The following is an 18,176-nucleotide window of genomic DNA, read 5'->3' on the forward strand; positions in this document are numbered from 1 at the left end:
GCCGCGGGCGGCGCTAGCATCGAGGACGTGTCCCGCAAGACCGCGCGCCTGACGGTCGACCACCTCGCGGAGCTGGCCGACCCCGTGCGCGCGTGCGTCTTCTGGGAGCTCGCACCCGTCGACCGCGCGCGCCTCGACGAGGCCGAGCGGATCGCGCAGAAGGAGGACTGGCTCTCCGGCGTCCTGCGCGACTGGGGCTCGTGCGGCCGCGTCGTCCGTGTCGACGGGCGCACGGTCGGGCACATCGTCTACGCGCCGGCAGCGCGCCTGCCGGGTGCCGCGGCGCTGCCCACGGCTCCGACGTCGCCCGACGCGATCCTGGCCGCGACGGCGTGGATCGAGCCGTCGATGCGCGGCGGCGGTCTGGGACGCCTGCTCGTCCAGGCGATGGCCGCCGACCTCGTCGAACGCGGCCACACCGCGATCGAGGCGTACGGCGACACCCGCGGCCGCGCCGACGGCTGCGTCCTGCCGGCGGACTTCCTCGGCAGTGTGGGCTTCAAGACCCAGCGGGCGCACCCCACGACGCCGCGCATGCGCATGGAGCTGCGCACGACGCTGTCGTGGAAGGACGAGGTCGAGGCCGCGCTGGAGCGGGTGTGGGGCGTCGTGCGCCCCACGCACAAGGCGGCCCGCCCGATCGGATCGGTGCGGGCCGCCTCGGGCGACTGACAGGCTCGGTGGTCGCGCTCGCGTCCCTTCGCAGGCTCAGGGACGTCGCTTGCTCAACCTGGCCACGCGACGCCGTGCGCGCCAGCGCGCACGGCTGCGTGTCTCAGATGATGCCCTCGAGCTCCTTGAGGAGCGCGGCCTTGGGCTTGGCGCCCACGATGGACTTCACGACCTCGCCGCCCTGGTAGACGTTGATGGTCGGGATGCCGGTGACGCGGTAGGACGAGGGGGTGACCGGGTTCTCGTCGACGTTCATCTTCAGGAAGGTGAGCTTCTCACCGTGCTCCTTGTTGAGCTCGTCGAGGATCGGGGCGACCTGGCGGCACGGGCCGCACCACTCCGCCCAGAAGTCCACCAGGACGGGCTTGTCGGACTTGAGGACCTGCGCCTCGAACTCGGCGTCGGTCACGGCGGCGATGTCGGCCACTGCGGTTGCCCCTTTCAGGAAGTCAGGTGTCATCGGGTGATGCCTCAGTCAACACCACGCCCCCGACAGTTGTTCCCCACCGCGTGGCACCGGGGTAGTCCAGTGGCAGTCGGTGGAAATTGGCGTCCGGGGACGCAGCTCGTCACTGGACTACCGCACGGCCGAGAAGTGGTGTAGCAACTACATGGTGAAGTACATTCACTGCATGACCGCACACACGGAGGCCCTCGATCGCGTGCTGCACCTCGCGACCCTGGTGCAGTCCGACCTCAGCCGCTTCGAGCGCGAGGCGGGGCTCACCACCCCGCGGGTGCACCTGCTGTGGGTGCTGGGCGGGGCCGGCCCGAGCACGCAGCAGGCGCTGTCCGCGGCGCTGGGGGTCACCCCGCGCAACGTCACCGGGCTGGTCGACGGCCTGGTGGCGAGCGGGCACGTCACCCGCGAGCCGCACCCGACCGACCGCCGGGCCGCGCTCGTCACGCCGACGCCGCTCGGACAGCGCACGATCCGCGAGCTCGTCGACTCGCACGCCGACCTGGCCGCGCGCCTGTTCGGCGACGTGCCGCCCGCACGGCTCGCGGTCTTCGTCGACGTGCTGGCAGCGACGACCGAGCGCTTCGCCCGCCTCATGGTCGAGGAGGAGGCGCGATGAGGCGGGCACTCGCGCTCGCGTGGGAGGCGGTGCTGTTCGAGGTCGCCCTCTACCGCTCGCTCGCCCGGTGGGTGGCGAGGCGGCCCGACGTCCCTGCAGGCACGACACCGATCGGCTACGGCCAGCTGGCCGGACCCATGATGTGGCTGTGGATCTTCGGCTCCGCGGTCGAGGTGGTCGTCCTCGACGTCGTCCTGCACCGGTGGCTGCCCGCGGCCAGGCTTCCGTTCCTGGTGCTCGGCGTGTGGGGCGTGGTCTGGATGCTCGGGCTGCTCGCATCGATGAGGGTGCGGCCGCACCTCGTGGCCGACACCCACCTCGTGGTGCGCAGCGGCGCTCGGACGCGGGTCGTCGTACCCCTCGTGGCGCTCGCGGGGGTCCAGGCTGCGACGCACGAGGTGCCCGGTCTGGTGCGCACGCTCCAGGAGCTGGACGGACTGATGCTCGTCGGGATGGGGGAGACGAACCTCGAGCTCGCGCTCACCGGACCGACCACGCTGGAGACCGCACGTGGACCGTGGACCGTCGAGCGGGTCGGGTTGTACGTCGACGACCCTCGCGAGGTCGCGACGCTGCTGCGGCGAGCCGCGGAGGTGGTGGCTCGCCCGTGAGCGGGCCGCCCGCTGCTCAGGCGCCGGCGGTCTGAACCTGCTCGCTGATCTCCTCGACGGTCGCGGCGGCGTCGCCGGCCGTGGAGGCCTCGTGGTCCAGCGCGGCGATGAAGCGCTCGGCGTCGAGGGCCGCGGCGCAGCCGGTGCCGGCCGCCGTGATCGCCTGGCGGTAGTGGTGGTCGACAAGGTCGCCGGCGGCGAAGACGCCCGGCACGTTGGTCCGCGTCGAGGGGTGGCTCACGACCACGTAGCCGTCGTCGTCGAGGTCGACCTGGCCGGTCAGCAGCTCCGAGCGCGGGTCGTGGCCGATCGCGATGAACAGGCCGGTGACGTCGAGGTCGCGCTCCTCGCCCGTGACGGTGTCGCGGAGCGTGATCGACTCGAGCTTGTCGGTGCCGTTGATCGAGGCGACCTCGGAGTTCCAGACCATCTCGAGCTTCGGGTCGGCGAAGGCACGCTCCTGCATGATCTTCGAGGCGCGCAGCTCGTCGCGGCGGTGGATGAGGTAGACCTTCGACCCGAAGCGGGTGAGGAAGGTGGCCTCCTCGACCGCGGAGTCACCACCGCCGACGACCGCGATCGCCTGCTCGCGGAAGAAGAAGCCGTCACAGGTGGCGCACCACGAGACGCCGCGGCCAGAGAGCTCCTCCTCGCGCGGGAGGCCGAGCTTGCGGTAGCCGGAACCGGTGGCCAGGATCACCGAGCGCGCGGTGTAGGTGTCGGTGGCCGTCCTGACGACCTTCACGTCGCCGGTGAGGTCGACCTCGACCACGTCGTCGGACACCAGCTCGGCACCGAACCGTTCGGCCTGGGCACGCATCTCGTCCATCAGGGCGGGGCCCATGATGCCGTCGCGGAAGCCGGGGAAGTTCTCCACCTCGGTGGTGTTCATCAGGGCGCCACCCGCGGTGACGGAACCCTCGAACACGAGCGGCTCGAGCGAGGCCCGGGCCGCGTAGACGGCGGCCGTGTAGCCCGAGGGTCCGGAGCCGATGATGATGACGTTGCGCGTGGTCGAATCGGCCTGGGCGGACGAGGTGCTCATGGGCGGTCAGTTGCTCCTGCGATTGCGGTGGGGGATCCGGTGCCGGGGGCACGCCGGACGTGCACCCTCCTCAACCGATCGTAGGCCAGCCTTGTTCCTACCGGGTCCGGACGGGTCAGGGGGCGGGCAGGGTGAGGGTGCGTACGGGCTCCTGGGCGCCGCAGACGTAGATCGCCACGCCCTGGGCGGTGCCGTCGGGCGGCTGGAACAGCACCACGCCGGGCTGCCCGTCGACCCGCGCGGACACGCGCCGTCCCTCGCCCAGCTCCGGCACGCTGCAGGTGCGCATCATCTCGAGCGCCTGGCGCCGCTGGGCCCGCGCGGAGTACGCCGCCGACGAGCGGAGCGCCGCGACCTCCTCCTCCAGGGCGGGGTCGCCGCTCGACAGCGTGGGCACGCCCGCCAGCGGGGCCGGGCTCGCCGACTTGCTGTTCGGCGCCAGCTCCTGGCCCGACGAGCGGTCCTTCCCGGCGTCCCCCTCGGGCGTGGCGCCGGACCCGGCGCCGGCGTCGTCCTCGGCTAGGGAGGTGCTGCGATCGGCGCTCCCGGCGCTCGACCCGGCGTCCTCGCCACCCCGGCCGACGGGCAGGACCTGTCCCAGGGCCACCCCGGCGACCACGACAGCGGCTGCGGCGAGCACACCGGTGCCGATCAGCCGCCGACGCCGGGCGCCGAGGTCCACCACCGGCGCGGTGGGGGCCGCGGCCGGCTCCTCGGCGCGGGACGTCGTGGGCTCGGTGGTCGACCGCTCGGCGACCAGCGAGGCGAGGGCATCGTCGAGGCGCGCGACGACCTCCGGCGGCGTCGGCCCCTCGTGCCGGGCGTCGGCGAGCAGGCGACGTACGGCGTCGTGCTCGGGGGTCAGGTCGGGGTCGGACACCGGGTCACCTCCTCCAGGTAGGCAGAACAAGTCGGGCGGCACAGGTAGGGCAGAACAGGTCGGGCGGAACAGCAGATCAGGTCAGCGGGCGATCAGGGTCAGGTCAGGACGCCGGCGGGCCCCGCGGCCGGAGCATGGGTTGGACGGGTCCGTCGGGGGGCGGGTTCCCGTGAGCGGCGTCACCGGGCGGCTGGTGGAGGTCGAGCAGCAAGGCGGCGAGCCGGGTCCGTCCGCGCGAGCAGCGCGACTTCACCGTGCCCTCCGCGCAGCCGAGCATCTCCGCGACCTCAGCGACCGGGTAGCCCTCCATGTCGACGAGCACGAGCGCCGCGCGCTGCTCGGGCGGCAGGGTCGCGAGCGCGGCCAGCACGCGCCGGCGCCGCTCGGCGTCCTCCGCGGCCTCCTCGGGACGGTCGTCGTGCTCGGCCGTGGCGACCAGGGTGCCGCGGTCCTCGACGTCGTCGGGCAGCGCCTCGAGGCGGCGGATCTTCGCGGCGCGGATCCGGTCGAGGCAGGCGTTGACCACGACGCGGTGCAGCCAGGTGGTGACCGCGGCCTCGCCACGGTAGGACCCGGCCCGGCGGAAGGCGGCGATCATGCCGTCCTGGAGCCCGTCGGCGGCGTCCTCGGGGTTGCCCATGGTCCGCAGGGCGACGGCCCACAGGCGGTCGCGGTGCCGCGAGAAGAGGACCCCGAAGGCCTCCGCGTCGCCGTCGACGTGCGCGCGCAGCAGGTCGCGGTCGGAGCGCTCGTCGCCCGTCGGCGCGCTCATCCCAGCACCTGCACCTCGGCGATGGTGCCGCGGAACTCGCCGTCGACCGCGGGCAGGAGCGTCAACCACACCGTGACGAAGCGGCCCGAGACGGCCTCGTCGACGCTGATCGTGAGGTCGCCGGTGCCGGCTGCGGTGCCGACCGGGGTGAGCTCGCTGACGCCCGTGGGCGCGGTGGAGGTGACGTAGGCCGCGAGCGAGGTCGGCCCGCCCTCCGTGGTCACCACGACCTGGCGCACGCCCTTGGTGGCGCCGAGGTCGACGACCACACCGACACCCGTCTTGAGCCCGGCCGGCCCGAAGTTCTGGAGGTACGACGACGTGCTCCACGTCGTGGCGGGGTCGCCGTCGACGACGTTGGGCACCTGCTCGGGGTTCTCCTCGCGCGGCTCGGAGCCCTGCGGGTCGAAGTCGTCGGCGGTGAGCCCGGTGAACGGCGTCGGCGATGCGGCCGTGGTGGGGCTGGCGGACGTGGTGGGCTCGTCGTCGGACCCGGGGGTCGGCGGCGTGAGGCCGAGCTGGTAGGCCGCGACGGCGGCGACCAGGACGAGCAGGCAGACCGCGACGATCATCGCCAGCCGGATCCAGCTGCGGCCGGGGACCTGGTCGCCGGTGTCCTCGACCCCTTCGCCGGTGGCCCACCTGTCCTCGCTCCACGACCCCGATCCCCAGGCACCGGTGTCGCGGGAGACGGGCCGGACGCCGGAGTCCTGCGAGGCGTCCCACGGCCAGTAGTCCTTGCCGGCGGCCGCGGCCGCCTTGCTGCCGGCGCGCGGGCGGCGTACGGGCTCGCCCTCGGGCGGGTCGGGCGCGAACAGCGGCTTGGGCGTCGGCTCGTCGAGCGGCGGCGGTGGTGCCGGCTTGTCGCTGCGCGCGCGGAGCCAGTCGACCTCGTCGTCCTCGTGGAAGACCGGCATCCCGGCCTCGGTGGGCAGGTCGGTCGACGCCGTCGGCGTCGCGGTCACGCCCGTCGCCGCCGGCGGCGCGACCACGGTGGCGTCCGGGTCCTCCGGCGCGTCCCCGGGTCCTGGTGCATCGGCGTCCTCGTCGGGCGCACCCGACGGCTCGTCGGCGGGCGTCTCGGCGGTGCCCTCGGCGGGGGTCTCCGCGGCAGTGCCGGGCACCCCGGCAGCCGCGTCGGTCGCGACGATCGGCTGCGTCACGACCGGCCGCGCGCCCGGGACGGGCACCTGGGTGCCGGTCAGGTCGCCGACGAAGCCCAGCAGCTGGTCGGCGATGGCCCGCGCGCTGTGGTGGACCGGGTCGCCGGTCGTCGTGGCCTGCGGGTTGAGCACCTCGTCGCAGAGGAGGTCGAGCGGGCGGGGGATGCCGGCGCGCACCCGCCGCGGGCGCAGGACGGCGCCGTGCACCTCGGGTGCCGGGGGCACGGCCGAGCGCGAGACGCCCGCCCACTTGCCGGTGAGGGCGCAGTAGAGCAGCCCGGCGAGGTCGATCTCGTCGACGCTGATCCGCCCGGGAGGCAGCCCGGCGAGCGCGGCCTCCACCCCGAAGCCGATGATGCGGACCTGGCCGTGCTGGTCGATCAGGACGTTCTCGGGGGTCAGCCGACCGTGCGCGAGACCCACCGCGTGCGCCTCGGCGATGCTGTCGGCGACCTCGCCCACGACCCACGCCGCCCGGCGTGGCGCGAGCGGGCCCTCGCGGGTCAGCAGGATGTCGAGGGAGTCGCCCTGGCCCCACTCGTTGACGACGTAGCACCGGCCGTCGGCCACCTCGGCGTCGAGCACCCGGAGCAGCCGGCGGTTGATGACCGGACCGGCACGGCGGGCGGCCTCGAGGAGCGGCTCGGCACGCTCGTCGTCGGCGCCGAGGATGTGCACGGCCACCGGACGGTGCAGCACGAGGTCGTGGGCCCGCCAGAAGCGACCGGAGCCGTTCTCGGCCAGCAGGTCGTCGAGGCGGTAGCGCGAGGCCAGCACGTCGCCGGCCTGCATCGACGTCGACATGCTCACCTCGTTCCCCACGTTCGCGGCTGCGTCCTCCGTGCGTGCCTCTCGGGTCATCGTAGGGAGTCTCAGCCCCGTCGCAGCCGCGCCGCGACGGTGTCGACCAGGGAGGTCACCTCGGTGACCCGCAGCACCCGGGCGCCGACGAGCAGGACCAGGCCCCCCGCCAGGCCGCTCAGGCCGCCGCGGAGCAGGGCCAGCAGCGGGCCGGGCCGCTCGCCCAGGCCGGACAGCCCCCACTCGACCAGCGCGGCGGCGGCTCCCGCCGCGGCCAGCACCAGGAGCATCCTGACGAGGAACCTCACCAGCTGCGGGGTCTGGAGCCCACCCACCGTGCGGCGGAGCAGGACGAAGCTCACCCCGGCCCCGACGGCGTACGACGCGAGGTAGGCGACCACCAGCATCGGGGCGGTCTCCTCGGGCGGGCGGCGGGGGACGAGCGCCGTCGCGACCACGATGTTGGTCGCCGAGACGGCGAGCTGGATGAAGAACACCAGCCGGGTCATCTCCATCGCGTAGAAGCCGCGCAGCATGAAGTAGTGGACGGTGAAGAAGACCAGGGCGGGCCCGAACAGCGCGAGCGTCGGGGCGAAGCTGGCCGCGGTGTCCTCCCCGCCGGCCCAGCCGAACGCGAACCCGGCCACGTCACCGGCCACGATCGGCAGCACCACTGCGAACGGCAGGACGAGGACGAGCGAGGTGCGCAGGGTCGAGCCCACCGTGCTGCCGAGGTCGGCGAGCCGGCCCTCGTGGGCGTACGACGAGAGCCGCGGCAGGATCGCGGTCGCGAGCGACACGGTGACGATCGAGTGCGGCACCATCATGATCAGCAGGCTGGCGGAGTAGACAGTGTAGCCGGTGCCCTCGGCGTCGCCGGCGGTGCCGCCCGAGGCGAGCTTGACCACGACGAGGTACGCCGTCTGGGTGGCCACCACGAACAGCACGGTCCACACGCCCAGGGAGAGGGTGTGGCGGAGCTCGGGGTCGCGGAAGTCGAAGCGGGGCCGGTAGGTGAAGCCGGAGGCGCGCAGGTAGGGCAGCAGCACCAGGCACTGGGCCACGATGCCGACGGTCGAGCCGAGGCCGAGCAGCACCTCCTGGGAGCTGCCGAGCGCCTCGCCGCGGCCCGGTCCGTCGCCCACCGGCCCCCACACGACGAGGTAGGCGGCGAGGACGCCGACCGAGATGATGTTGTTGGCGATGGGCGCCCACATCATCGGACCGAACCGGCCGCGCGCGTTGAGGACCTGGCCGACCAGGACGTACATCCCGTAGAAGAACACCTGCGGCAGGCACCAGCGGGTGAGGTCCACGATCGACTCGAGGTGCGCGACGCGGTCGGGCTCGAGCAGGCGGTCGCTGAGGTAGACGCGCAGCAGCAGCGGCGCGAGCACGACCAGGAGCACCGTGACCAGGCCGAGGAACAGCGCGGACAGGGTGATCACGCGGCTGGCGTACGCGTCGCCGCCGTCGGCGTCGGCCTTGATCCGGCGGACGAGCTGGGGGACGAGGACGGCGTTGAAGATGCCGCCGGCCAGCAGGATGTAGACCATGTTCGGCAGCGTGTTGGCGATGGAGAACAGGTCGGCGCGCAGGCCGCCGCCGAGCGCCACGACGAGCAGCGCGCTGCGGATGAACCCCGAGGCGCGCGAGAAGACGGTGCCGGCGGCCATCACCGCCGAGGAGGCCAGGATCCGCTGCTGGGTCTCCGGCTCGCTCATGGGTGCCGCGGCTCCAGGTGGGGGAGGGCGGACGCCGCGTCCGCCTCGGCCCGCTCCGCCTCGGCCCGCTCAGCCTCGGCCCGCTCAGCCTCGGCCCGCTCAGCCTCGGCCCGCTCGGCGCGCCGGGCGCGGACCTGGCGCGGCAGCCGGTAGCCGATCATGCCGAACAGGACGAGCGCACCGGCCGCCATCACGATCCAGATGAGGGCGCTGACCCGTGCCGCGCGGATCGGCAGCTCGGCGACCGACCCGAGGGGCGTCCCGTCCTCGGTGGTGACGGCAAGCCGCACCGGGTGGATGCCCGCCTGGCTGGTGCTGGCCTCGAACCGCACGACGCTGCGCGCCTGGGGCCCGAGCTCCCGGACCCCGCCACCGGTGAGCGTGAGCTCCCCGTCGGTGGTGGCGACGACCTTCACGGTCACCGGCTGGTCGAGGCCGTTGACGAGCGTGGCGGGGAGCCGGCCGTTGTCGCTGGAGAGGGTCACCGCGGTCGGCGCCTCGACGCGGACCTTGGCGAGCTCGTCGCGCACGGCGTCCTCGGTCCGCCGCGCGGCTGCGACCGCGATGCGCGGGCGCGGGCGGTGCTGCTGCGACAGGGTCACCAGCACCTCGTCGCGCACCTGGGTCTCGATGGTGGTCTGCAGCGACAGCACGTCCTCCAGCACCGCGGCCGCGTCGGTCGCGCGGGTGGCGGCGCTGAAGCTGGCGGCGGAGAGCTCGTCCCCGACGTCGGTGTCGGTGTAGGCCAGCGTCTCGTCGGGCACGATGGTCGGCTCGCCGTCCGCGACGTCGTCGAACGGCACGGCGTCGAGCCACGGCTGGTCGAGCTCGTCGAAGAAGCGCGTCGCGTCCTCGCCGCGCCAGACCGTGGGCAGGGTGACCACCAGGGGCGCCGGGTCGTCGGCGGCCAGGCGGAGGGCTGCCTCGCTGAGGAGCCGCTGGCGCAGGGCGAGCGGGTCGTTGGACGCCGTGGGCCCGGGTCCACCCGCCTCGGCGCCGCTGCTGGTGACCACGACGTCGTGCCCCAGGAGCTGGACGACGGAGGTGGGGGTGTCGGAGACCTCGAAGAAGGCGGTGTCCTCGAGCAGCACCACGGTGTCCGGCGTGACGCGGGCCAGCGCCTCGGGGCTGAGGTGGCCGTCGACGGGTGAGACCGCCGGCTGAGAGGGCAGCGACAGCGCCCCCATGATCTGCGCGCTCCGGGCCACGGCCTGGTCGTAGCGCGCCGAGTCGTGGCGCACCGCTGCGGACACGTCGATGTCGCCGTAGGGCAGCGTCAGCAGCGGCTGCGACTGGGCGTCGACGAGGGCGTTGAAGCGCTCGAACCACTCCTGCGCCGCGGCGACGAGCTCGTCGTCGGCGGTGCCCGCGTCCTCGTCCGCCCCGGTGGGCGACGGCGTGAGCGTCTCGGAGGGCGACGCGCTCTCCTCCCCGTCGGCGGGTGGCTCCTCGGTCGCCGGCTCCTGTCCGGGCACGCTCGTGTCGGGGCCCAGGCCACGCGGCACGTTGCCGCCGGTGAGGCGGGCGATCGCGTGCAGTACGGCCGGGTCCACCAGCCACGTGTACGGCGTCGAGCCGGCCGACTCGGCCATGTCGAGGACCCCGTCGAGGCTGCCGCCCTCGGCGAGTCGGCGCGCCCAGCGGTCCGAGCCGCCGAGCGACCCGTCGGCGGCGTACCAGACCCGGCCGCGGACGGGCAGGATGATCGAGGTCTCCACAGCCTCGCCGCCACGGGGCTTGGCCGGGATGAAGGTGCGCGCCCGGCCGTCCGCCACGGCGTCGCGCGGCACCGTGGGCGTGTCACCGATCGCGTGGATGCCGATCCAGTACACCCCGGCCTCGTCGGGGATGCCGAGCAGCTCGACCGGCACGGAGTCGGAGAACGTCTGCGACTCGCCCGGGGCGAGCTCGTCGACGGTGTCGAAGGTGCCGGGGACCGTCACCCGCTCACCGACGAAGATCCCGGGGTCGATCGTCGCGGAGATCGCCAGGTTGGCGGCGTCGAGGATGGGCGCCTGGGAGGAGAAGGCGTGCAGGTTGATCCGGGTGAACGTCTCCTCACTGGCGTTGGTGACGGTGCCGGTGATCTCCACGTCGCCGTTGCGTGGCAGGACGGGGGTGATCGAGTCGATGTGCACCAGGAGGGGGTCGCCCTCCTCCGCCGGGGCGAGCGCCGACGCGGGTGCCAGGGCCCACCCCCACGCCAGCCCGAGGGTCAGGAGCCCCGCCAGGGCAGCACGGAACGACGACGGGCGGGGCACGCACCGATGGTAGATGCTGGGCGTGCCCGGACCGGCACGTAGACTGGCCTGTCGTGTCCGACGCCGCCCCGCCCCCGCTCACGATCGTGGAGATCCAGCGCCGCGTGGGCGCGGAGCTCACCCGCATCGGCTCGGTCATCGACGAGCTCGGCGCCCGGTTCGCCGACGCCGGCGAGGAGCTGGCGCTGGTCGGCGGCCCGGTGCGCGACGCGATGATCGGCCGGCTCCAGAACGACCTCGACTTCACCACCTCCGCGCGACCGGAGACGACCGAGAAGCTGCTGTCGGGGTGGGCGGACGCGATCTGGGACATGGGCCGCGACTTCGGCACCATCGGCTGCCGCAAGGGACCGTGGCAGGTCGAGATCACGACCTACCGCTCCGAGTCCTACGACCCGTCGTCGCGCAAGCCGGACGTCGACTTCGGCGACACCCTCGAGGGCGACCTCGGGCGCCGCGACTTCTCGGTGAACTCGATGGCGGTCCGGGTCCCCGGTCGCGAGTTCGTCGACCCCTTCGGCGGCATCGTCGACCTGGCCGAGCGGGTGCTGCGCACCCCGGGCGCCCCGGAGGACTCCTTCTCCGACGACCCCCTGCGGATGATGCGGGCGGCCCGCTTCGCCGCCCAGCTCGGCTTCGACGTCGCCACCGACGTGGTCGAGGCCATGACGGCCATGGCCGGGCGGATCGAGATCATCTCCGCGGAGCGAGTGCGCGACGAGCTGGTGAAGCTGGTCTGTGCGCCCCACCCCCGCAAGGGCCTCACCCTGCTGGTCGACACCGGACTGGCGGCCCACGTCCTGCCGGAGCTCCCGGCGCTGGCGCTCGAGCGCGACGAGCACCACCGGCACAAGGACGTCTACGAGCACACGCTGACCGTCCTCGAGCAGTCCATCGACCTCGAGCACCGCCTCGGCACGGGTCCCGACTTCGTGTCCCGGTTCGCCGCCCTGATGCACGACGTCGGCAAGCCGAGGACGCGGCGCTTCGAGGCCGGCGGCACGGTGACCTTCCACCACCACGACGTGGTCGGCGCCAAGCTCACCCGCAAGCGGATGCAGGCGCTGCGCTTCTCCAACAACGACATCGACGCGGTCTCGAAGCTGGTCGAGCTGCACCTGCGCTTCCACGGCTACGGCTCCGGGGAGTGGACCGACAGCGCCGTACGTCGCTACGTCCGCGACGCCGGCGACCAGCTCGAGCGGCTGCACATCCTCACCCGTGCCGACTGCACCACCCGCAACCAGCGCAAGGCCGACCGCCTGCGCCGCACCTACGACTCGCTGGAGGAGCGCATCGAGCGCCTCTCCGAGGAGGAGGAGCTGGCGGCGATCCGGCCCGACCTCGACGGCAACCAGATCATGACGATCCTCGGCATCGGCCCCGGCCGCGAGGTCGGCGAGGCCTACCGCTGGCTCCTCGAGCTCCGCATGGAGGAGGGACCCAAGTCGCCGGAGGACGCCGAGGCCGCGCTGCGCGCCTGGTGGGCCTCTCGCTCCTCCTGAGACGCAGTGGTCTGACCACTTGACCACCTGACCTAGGGGTCCTACGGTCGGGTGCATGCCGCTCTCACCAGTCGCACGCCGTTCCGTCCCCGACGAGGTCTACGACCAGCTGATCGGCGAGCTCGTCGACGGAGGGCTCGCGCCGGGGGAATCACTCCCCAGCGAGCGCCGGCTCGCCGAGGTGCTGGGGGTGTCGCGGCCGGCGGTGCGCGAGGCGATGCAGCGGCTCGCCCACGCCGGGTACGTCGACGTACGCCAGGGCGACGCCACCACCGTGCGCGACTTCCGCCGGCTCGGCGGGCTCGACCTGCTGCCCCGCCTGCTGGTCGCCAACGGCGGGCTCGACCTCGCCGTCGCCCGCAGCATCCTGGAGGCCCGCGCCCACGTCGGGCCGAAGATCGCCGAGCTCGCCGCCGGACGCGGCGGTCCCGCGGTGGCGGACTCGCTCGAGGAGACCGTCGACCGGCTGCGCCAGGACACCGACCCCGTGGGTCGCCAGCACGTCGCGCTCGAGTTCTGGGAGCACCTCGTCGACGCGGCAGACTCGATCACCTTCCGGCTGATGTTCAACGGCATGCGCGCGGCCTACCTGCCGCTGGTGGAGGCACTCGCGCCGCTGATGGCGGCCGAGGTCGACCGGGTCGACGCCTACGACGCGCTCACCCGCGCCGTCGCCGACGGCGACCCCCAACAGGCGCGCGCCAGCGCCGCCGACCTGCTCGGCACCGCGACCGCCAGCCTGCTCGACGCCATCGACCGGGTCCGGGAGGACGCATGAGCAGCACGGACGACGCCGTCGACGCCCTCGCACGCAAGCGCCTGGCCGGGGCCGAGCGCGCGCTCTCCCGCCGGCCGAGGGTCACCCTCGCCTCGACACGGCGCGCCTTCTGGCGCTATCCCTCTCCGTGGATGATCACCGGATTCCTCCTCGCCGCGGTCGCCGCCCGGGTGGTGGTCGGCGACTGGTCGTGGTCCGACCTGCTGGCCCCGGCGGTCTTCGTCGCCCTGTTCCCGCTGGTCGAGTGGGTGATCCACGTGTTCATCCTGCACTGGCGACCGCGCCGCATCGGCGGCGTCGAGGTCGACACGCTGCTCGCCCGCGACCACCGCCGGCACCACGCCGACCCGCGCGACGTCCCCCTCGTGTTCATCCCGTGGCGGGCGCTGGTGTGGGTGATCCTCGTCGCGGGCACGGCCGTGCCGCTGGGCGTCGGCGCCCTGCTCGGCGCCGACCTGCCGGGACGGCTGTCCTTCGTGGTCACCCTGGCCGTCGTGCTCCTCACCTACGAGTGGACCCACTACGTCATCCACTCCGACTACACACCCCGCACCCGGCTCTACAAGGCGATCTGGCGCAACCACCGGCTGCACCACTACAAGAACGAGCACTACTGGTTCTCGGTGACCACCTCCGGCACCAGCGACCGGCTCCTCGGCACCTACCCGGACCCGGCCACCGTCGAGACCAGCCCGACGGCCAAGGACCTGCACGGGGTCAGCGCACGACCTTGATGTTGAAGACCCCTGTGCCGAGCGCACCCATGGTGCGCAGCCAGAGCGGGAGGTACATCTCCGCCCCGCGCGCGGTCTCGATGCCGCCCAGGTCGACGACGTCGCGGTGGCCGAGGTCGGCCAGCAGCGCGATGACGATCGCCTTCGCGTCGGCGTCCTCACCGGACACGAAGACCGTGGTCGTCTCGCCTAGCTGCCCGGGGTCGACCATCAACGAGGCGGTCATGGTGTTGAGCGACTTCACCACCCGGGTGTCGGGGAAGGCTCGCTGCACCTGCTCGCCCAGCGAGTCGGTGTCCTTGACGAACAGGGTCGGCGGGGAGCCGCCGGAGAAGTCGAGCGGGTTCGTCACGTCGAGCACGACCTTGCCGGCGAGGTGCTCCTCGCCTGCGGCGGTCAGCATGTCGAGCGCTGCCGACCCGTTGCCGGCGAGCACGACGAGCTCGGCGCCGGCGGCGGCATCGGCGTACGTCGCCAGCGTGACGTCGGCGTGCTCGGCGTGCCAGGCCGCGAACGGCGGGTTGCCCATGCCGTCCGGCTCGGTGCGCGCGAGCGTCGCGTCGGGGTCACGGGTCCCGACGACCACGGTGTGGCCGGTGCGAGTGAGGCCGTCGGCGAGGGTCCGGCCGACCATGCCGGTGCCGAGCACTGCGATGTCCATGCGGTCTCCTTCCAGGCGGAGATCCCATCGTGCACCTGGTCAGCCCTTCGTGCCGGTGCTCGCCACGCCCTGGATGATCTGCTTCTGACCGATGAAGAACACGATGATCATCGGCAGGGTGGTGATCACGCTCGCGGTGACGACCAGCTCCCAGTGCCACTCGCCCCCGAAGCCGAACTGGTCCAGCATCGACTTCAGCCCGCGCGGCACGGTGAAGTCCTCCCGGTCACGGAGGTAGATCAGGCCCCGCATCAGGTCGGTCCACGCCGCCTGGAACTCGAAGAGGGCCACCACCACCAGCGCTGGGCGGGTGAGCGGCAGCGCGATGTGCCAGAAGACCCGCCAGTGCCCGGCGCCGTCCGTCTCGGCTGCGTCGAAGAGCTCGGGCGGCAGGCCGAGGAAGAACTGGCGCAGCAGGAAGATGTAGAAGGCCGTGCCGAACAGGTTTCCGGCCCACAGCGGGGTCAGCGTGCCGACCATGCCCAGCGAGTTCCAGATCAGGTAGGTCGGGATCATCGTCGCCGCGCCCGGGATCATCATCGAGGCGAGCACCAGGCCGAAAAGCAGGTTGCGGCCGCGGAACCGGTAGCGGGCGAACCCCCACGCGACCAGGGCGCTCGAGATGGTGACGGTCACCGTGGCCATCACCGTCACGAAGGCGGTGTTGAGCAGCCACGCCGCCATCGGTGCGGCGTTCCAGACCTCGAGGTAGTTGTCGAAGGTCAGCGTCTCGGGGATCAGGCGGTTGTCGAAGACGTCGCTGCGCGGCTTGAGGGAGGCGCTCACCAGCCACACGAACGGGTAGACGAAGGCGATCGTCATCAGCGCCAGCCCGGCGCCGACGAGCACGCGAGCGACCAGCCCGCGCGGCGTACGACGACGGGGCTCGCGCGAGCGCCCTGGAGCGGTGTCCGGCCCGTCAGGCGCCAGCGCCGTGGTGGGTCCCACCTCGCCGGCGCGGTCCAGGGTGCTCATCGGCTCACCTCGCCCCGCCGGTGTAGTGGACGTAGCGCCGGCTCAGCCAGACCTGCACGGCCGTGACGAGCATGACGATGAGGAACAGCAGCATCGCCAACGCCGAGGCGTAGCCCATGTGCAGGAACTCGAAGGCCTGCTGGAAGAGGTAGATGGCGTAGAAGAGGGCGGCGTCGTTGCTGTAGGTCGTGTTGCCGGCGCCGAAGAACGCCGTGTAGGCCTCGGTGAAGGACTGCAGCGAGGCGATCGTGTCGACCACGACGATGAAGTAGATCGCCGGGCTGATGATCGGCAGCACGACGTGCCACAGCCGCTGGTGCCAGCCGGCGCCGTCGACGCGCGCCGCGTCGAGCAGCTCCTCCGGCACCTCCTGCAGCGCGGCCAGCAGGATGATCACCGAGGCGCCCACGGTCCACAGCGAGGTGATGACCAGGCCCGGCTTGACCCACGTCGGGTCGGTCGTCCAGTTGGGGCCGTTGATCCCGAACCAGCCGAGCACCTCGTTGACCAGTCCGCTCTGGCCGTTGAGCAGCATGAGCAGCAGCACGCCGACCGCGACCGGGGGCGTCATCTTCGGCAGGAAGAACGCGGTGCGGAAGAACCCGGCGGCTCGTCCGGCCCGCTGGAGCAGCAGCGCGAGCGCGAGCGAGAAGACGAGTTGGGCCGGCACCGACATGAGCGTGAAGACGAAGGTGTTGCGCAGCGCGAGCATCACCTTGTCGTCCGACACCATCTCCCGGTAGTTGTCGAGCCCGACGAAGGTCGGGTCGTTGATCACGTCGTAGTCCGTCAGCGACAAGTAGGCGGTGTAGAGCACCGGGTAGGCCATGAAGACGACGAACCCGATGATCCACGGGCTGATGAACAGCAGCGCGATGCGTCCCTCGTTGCGGCGCCCGCCGCCCCGACGGCGGTTGCGACCGTCGGCGGGAGCGGACGTGGAGCCGGGAGCGGTGACGCTCACTGGTCGTCCCAGCTCGCCCATGCCTCGTCGAGTGCCTGCTGCGCCGCCTCCTGCGCGTCCGCGAGGGCGTCCGCGGGCTCGGCGTCACCGGTCAGCACCTTGTTGACCTCGTCCTGCCAGGCCTGCTCGAACTCGTCGCCGGCCGGGTTCGCCGGCATGGAGAAGGTGTGGTCGTTCGCCTCGTACATGGCAGCGACGGCCTGCGACCAGGCCGAGTCGCCGTCGGTGGGCGCCATCGCCCTGATCTGCTCGTCGGCCTCCTCGTTCGCGGTGAGGATGCCCGTGAACAGGCCGCCCTCCTCCTGGCGCATCGAGGCGCGTTCCTCCGCAGCGGCGATCCACGCGTCGGTCTCGGTCATCACGCGCGCCATCCGGCAGGCCGCCTCGGGGTCCGGGCTGCCCTTGGGGACGGCCCACGCGGAGCCGGACGCCCAGGCGATCGGCTCGCCCTGGAGGTCGCGCACCGTGTCGAAGGCCATGGGGGCGTCGGGCGAGACGTCGTTCAGCACGTTGACGTACCACTGCTCCATGGGCATCGCACCGAGCGTGCTGCTGGCGAACTGGTTGCCGTCGCCGAAGAAGTCCGCGGAGTCCCGCAGCGCCTTGACCTCGCCGAACCCGCCCTGGGCGTCGTACACCGACACGGCGAACTCGAGGGCCTCGACCACCGCCGGATCGTCGAGCTGGGCAGTGCGCCCGTCGGCGGAGATGAGGTCGGCCCCGTTGGCCTTGGCCCACAGCGGGAGGAACTCCGGGAGCTTGCTGTCGTAGCCGATCGTGGCCAGGTCGCCGCCCTTCATCGCCATCAGGTCCTTGTTGGCGGTGAGGATCGCGTCCCAGTCGGAGCCGTTGACGTCCTCGATCGTGTGGCCGGACTGCTCGAGCAGGTCCGCGTTGGCCTGGGTGAGCTGGACGACGTTGAACTCGGGGATGCCGTAGACCTCGTCGTCGAAGGTCACCTCGCCGAGTGCGGACTCACGGAAGACGGAGGTGTCGATGCCCTCGCCGTCGATGCAGTCCGTCAGCGGCACCACGGCACCGCGTGAGGCGAAGGTCCCGATCTGGCTGCGCTCCGCGTAGACCAGCGACGGCGGCTCGCCCGACGCGACGGAGGAGAGGAACTGCTGGATGTCGAGGTCGCCCTCGATCAGCTCGACCTTCGCGTCGCCGAGCTCCTCCTTGGCGCGGTCCAGGCGGACCGTGGCGATCTCGTCGCCGGCGCCGAAGCCCATCACCTCGACCGTCCCCGAGAGCGTGGCGTCGCTGTCGTACGACACGTCCTCGGTCTCGCCCGAGTCACCCGTGCCCTGGGCGCACGCGGCGAGCAGGCTCGCGGCCAGCGCCGCCCCCACCATCGAACCGACACGCATGACCGACCTCCCTCCCCGCGACCGGGCCCTCCGGCGCAGCACCGCTCCGTACCCGCGGGGTGCGCTTCTATCCGTGGCCGGCTAGGGACGACGACGGCCCCACAGGTCCGGGACGTGGACCTGCGGGGCCGTGCTGGGTCGTACTGGGTCGTACTGGGTCGTACTGGGTGGTGCTGTGCGT

17 protein-coding genes are annotated in these 18,176 nt (G+C 72.7%); 6 read left to right on the plus strand and 11 right to left on the minus strand.

Annotated elements, in window-relative coordinates:
• Window positions 1–27: 27 nt before the first annotated feature.
• Window positions 28–672: a GNAT family N-acetyltransferase gene (locus Q9S36_RS37580; protein WP_311289868.1), complete on the plus strand. Its 645-nt coding sequence runs from the start codon at window positions 28–30 to the stop codon at window positions 670–672.
• A gap of 103 nt (window positions 673–775) precedes the next feature.
• Here the strand turns inward: Q9S36_RS37580 and trxA are convergent, their stop codons facing one another.
• Window positions 776–1,132 (minus strand): thioredoxin, encoded by a 357-nt coding sequence (gene trxA / locus Q9S36_RS37585; protein ID WP_396653919.1) that lies wholly within the window; start codon window positions 1,130–1,132, stop codon window positions 776–778.
• 172 nt (window positions 1,133–1,304) lie between these two features.
• Here trxA and Q9S36_RS37590 point away from each other — a divergent pair, with 172 nt between their 5' ends.
• Together Q9S36_RS37590 and Q9S36_RS37595 are read left to right on the plus strand one after the other, a co-directional pair.
• Entirely contained in the window at window positions 1,305–1,751 is a 447-nt protein-coding gene (locus tag Q9S36_RS37590) for a MarR family transcriptional regulator (protein ID WP_311289869.1), read from the plus strand.
• Window positions 1,748–2,362, plus strand: a complete 615-nt coding sequence (locus Q9S36_RS37595) for a hypothetical protein (RefSeq protein ID WP_311289870.1) — start codon at window positions 1,748–1,750, stop codon at window positions 2,360–2,362. Before Q9S36_RS37590 ends, Q9S36_RS37595 begins: the two co-directional genes overlap by 4 nt.
• Window positions 2,363–2,378: 16 nt before the next feature.
• Here the strand turns inward: Q9S36_RS37595 and trxB are convergent, their stop codons facing one another.
• The 6 genes from trxB to Q9S36_RS37625 form a co-directional block, all read right to left on the minus strand.
• Window positions 2,379–3,407 (minus strand): thioredoxin-disulfide reductase, encoded by a 1,029-nt coding sequence (gene trxB / locus Q9S36_RS37600; protein ID WP_311289871.1) that lies wholly within the window; start codon window positions 3,405–3,407, stop codon window positions 2,379–2,381.
• Window positions 3,408–3,522: 115 nt separating this feature from the next.
• On the minus strand, window positions 3,523–4,287 hold the full coding sequence (locus Q9S36_RS37605; RefSeq protein WP_311289872.1) for a hypothetical protein: 765 nt from the start codon (window positions 4,285–4,287) through the stop codon (window positions 3,523–3,525).
• 103 nt (window positions 4,288–4,390) lie between these two features.
• Entirely contained in the window at window positions 4,391–5,059 is a 669-nt protein-coding gene (gene sigM, locus Q9S36_RS37610; RefSeq protein ID WP_311289873.1) for an RNA polymerase sigma factor SigM, read from the minus strand.
• Window positions 5,056–7,083, minus strand: a complete 2,028-nt coding sequence (locus Q9S36_RS37615) for a protein kinase domain-containing protein (protein ID WP_311289874.1) — start codon at window positions 7,081–7,083, stop codon at window positions 5,056–5,058. Before Q9S36_RS37615 ends, sigM begins: the two co-directional genes overlap by 4 nt.
• Before the next feature lie 11 nt (window positions 7,084–7,094).
• Entirely contained in the window at window positions 7,095–8,747 is a 1,653-nt protein-coding gene (murJ, locus tag Q9S36_RS37620) for a murein biosynthesis integral membrane protein MurJ (RefSeq protein WP_311289875.1), read from the minus strand.
• A complete protein-coding gene (locus Q9S36_RS37625; RefSeq protein WP_311289876.1) occupies window positions 8,744–11,008 on the minus strand; it encodes a DUF6049 family protein in 2,265 nt (754 codons plus the stop codon). The genes murJ and Q9S36_RS37625 overlap by 4 nt, the downstream gene beginning before the upstream one ends.
• Window positions 11,009–11,094: 86 nt before the next feature.
• Between Q9S36_RS37625 and Q9S36_RS37630 the strand changes: the two genes are divergently transcribed.
• From Q9S36_RS37630 to Q9S36_RS37640, 3 genes are read left to right on the plus strand one after another with little or no spacing between them, the layout of a single operon-like run.
• Window positions 11,095–12,513: a CCA tRNA nucleotidyltransferase gene (locus Q9S36_RS37630; protein WP_311289893.1), complete on the plus strand. Its 1,419-nt coding sequence runs from the start codon at window positions 11,095–11,097 to the stop codon at window positions 12,511–12,513.
• Between the two features lie 55 nt (window positions 12,514–12,568).
• A complete protein-coding gene (locus Q9S36_RS37635) occupies window positions 12,569–13,291 on the plus strand; it encodes a GntR family transcriptional regulator (protein WP_311289877.1) in 723 nt (240 codons plus the stop codon).
• On the plus strand, window positions 13,288–14,025 hold the full coding sequence (locus Q9S36_RS37640) for a sterol desaturase family protein (RefSeq protein WP_311289878.1): 738 nt from the start codon (window positions 13,288–13,290) through the stop codon (window positions 14,023–14,025). The genes Q9S36_RS37635 and Q9S36_RS37640 overlap by 4 nt, the downstream gene beginning before the upstream one ends.
• Here Q9S36_RS37640 and Q9S36_RS37645 read toward each other — a convergent pair.
• From Q9S36_RS37645 to Q9S36_RS37660, 4 genes are read right to left on the minus strand one after another with little or no spacing between them, the layout of a single operon-like run.
• Complete coding sequence (locus Q9S36_RS37645) at window positions 14,009–14,686, minus strand: NAD(P)-binding domain-containing protein (RefSeq protein ID WP_311289879.1); 678 nt, start codon at window positions 14,684–14,686, stop codon at window positions 14,009–14,011. The two genes, Q9S36_RS37640 and Q9S36_RS37645, sit on opposite strands and share 17 nt — an antisense overlap.
• A 39-nt stretch (window positions 14,687–14,725) precedes the next feature.
• Entirely contained in the window at window positions 14,726–15,661 is a 936-nt protein-coding gene (locus Q9S36_RS37650; RefSeq protein WP_311289880.1) for a carbohydrate ABC transporter permease, read from the minus strand.
• 4 nt (window positions 15,662–15,665) lie between these two features.
• Window positions 15,666–16,625 carry a sugar ABC transporter permease gene (locus Q9S36_RS37655; protein WP_311289881.1) on the minus strand — a complete coding sequence of 320 codons (960 nt, stop codon included), beginning with the start codon at window positions 16,623–16,625 and terminating at the stop codon, window positions 15,666–15,668.
• Window positions 16,622–17,995, minus strand: a complete 1,374-nt coding sequence (locus tag Q9S36_RS37660) for an extracellular solute-binding protein (protein ID WP_311289882.1) — start codon at window positions 17,993–17,995, stop codon at window positions 16,622–16,624. The genes Q9S36_RS37655 and Q9S36_RS37660 overlap by 4 nt, the downstream gene beginning before the upstream one ends.
• Between the last annotated feature and the right edge of the window lie 181 nt (window positions 17,996–18,176).

It is taken from the genome of Microbacterium sp. ARD31, from assembly GCF_031844425.1.

What these genes read in the sequence shown, in the direction of transcription:
- Q9S36_RS37615 (WP_311289874.1), bottom strand. Translation starts at nt 7,083, where the DNA reads ATGACCCGAGAGGCACGCACGGAGGACGCAGCCGCGAACGTGGGGAAC.
- Q9S36_RS37650 (WP_311289880.1), bottom strand. Translation starts at nt 15,661, where the DNA reads ATGAGCACCCTGGACCGCGCCGGCGAGGTGGGACCCACCACGGCGCTG.
- Q9S36_RS37635 (WP_311289877.1), top strand. Translation starts at nt 12,569, where the DNA reads ATGCCGCTCTCACCAGTCGCACGCCGTTCCGTCCCCGACGAGGTCTAC.
- Q9S36_RS37590 (WP_311289869.1), top strand. Translation starts at nt 1,305, where the DNA reads ATGACCGCACACACGGAGGCCCTCGATCGCGTGCTGCACCTCGCGACC.
- sigM (WP_311289873.1), bottom strand. Translation starts at nt 5,059, where the DNA reads ATGAGCGCGCCGACGGGCGACGAGCGCTCCGACCGCGACCTGCTGCGC.
- Q9S36_RS37660 (WP_311289882.1), bottom strand. Translation starts at nt 17,995, where the DNA reads ATGCGTGTCGGTTCGATGGTGGGGGCGGCGCTGGCCGCGAGCCTGCTC.
- Q9S36_RS37640 (WP_311289878.1), top strand. Translation starts at nt 13,288, where the DNA reads ATGAGCAGCACGGACGACGCCGTCGACGCCCTCGCACGCAAGCGCCTG.
- trxB (WP_311289871.1), bottom strand. Translation starts at nt 3,407, where the DNA reads ATGAGCACCTCGTCCGCCCAGGCCGATTCGACCACGCGCAACGTCATC.
- Q9S36_RS37645 (WP_311289879.1), bottom strand. Translation starts at nt 14,686, where the DNA reads ATGGACATCGCAGTGCTCGGCACCGGCATGGTCGGCCGGACCCTCGCC.
- murJ (WP_311289875.1), bottom strand. Translation starts at nt 8,747, where the DNA reads ATGAGCGAGCCGGAGACCCAGCAGCGGATCCTGGCCTCCTCGGCGGTG.
- trxA (WP_396653919.1), bottom strand. Translation starts at nt 1,132, where the DNA reads ATGACACCTGACTTCCTGAAAGGGGCAACCGCAGTGGCCGACATCGCC.
- Q9S36_RS37595 (WP_311289870.1), top strand. Translation starts at nt 1,748, where the DNA reads ATGAGGCGGGCACTCGCGCTCGCGTGGGAGGCGGTGCTGTTCGAGGTC.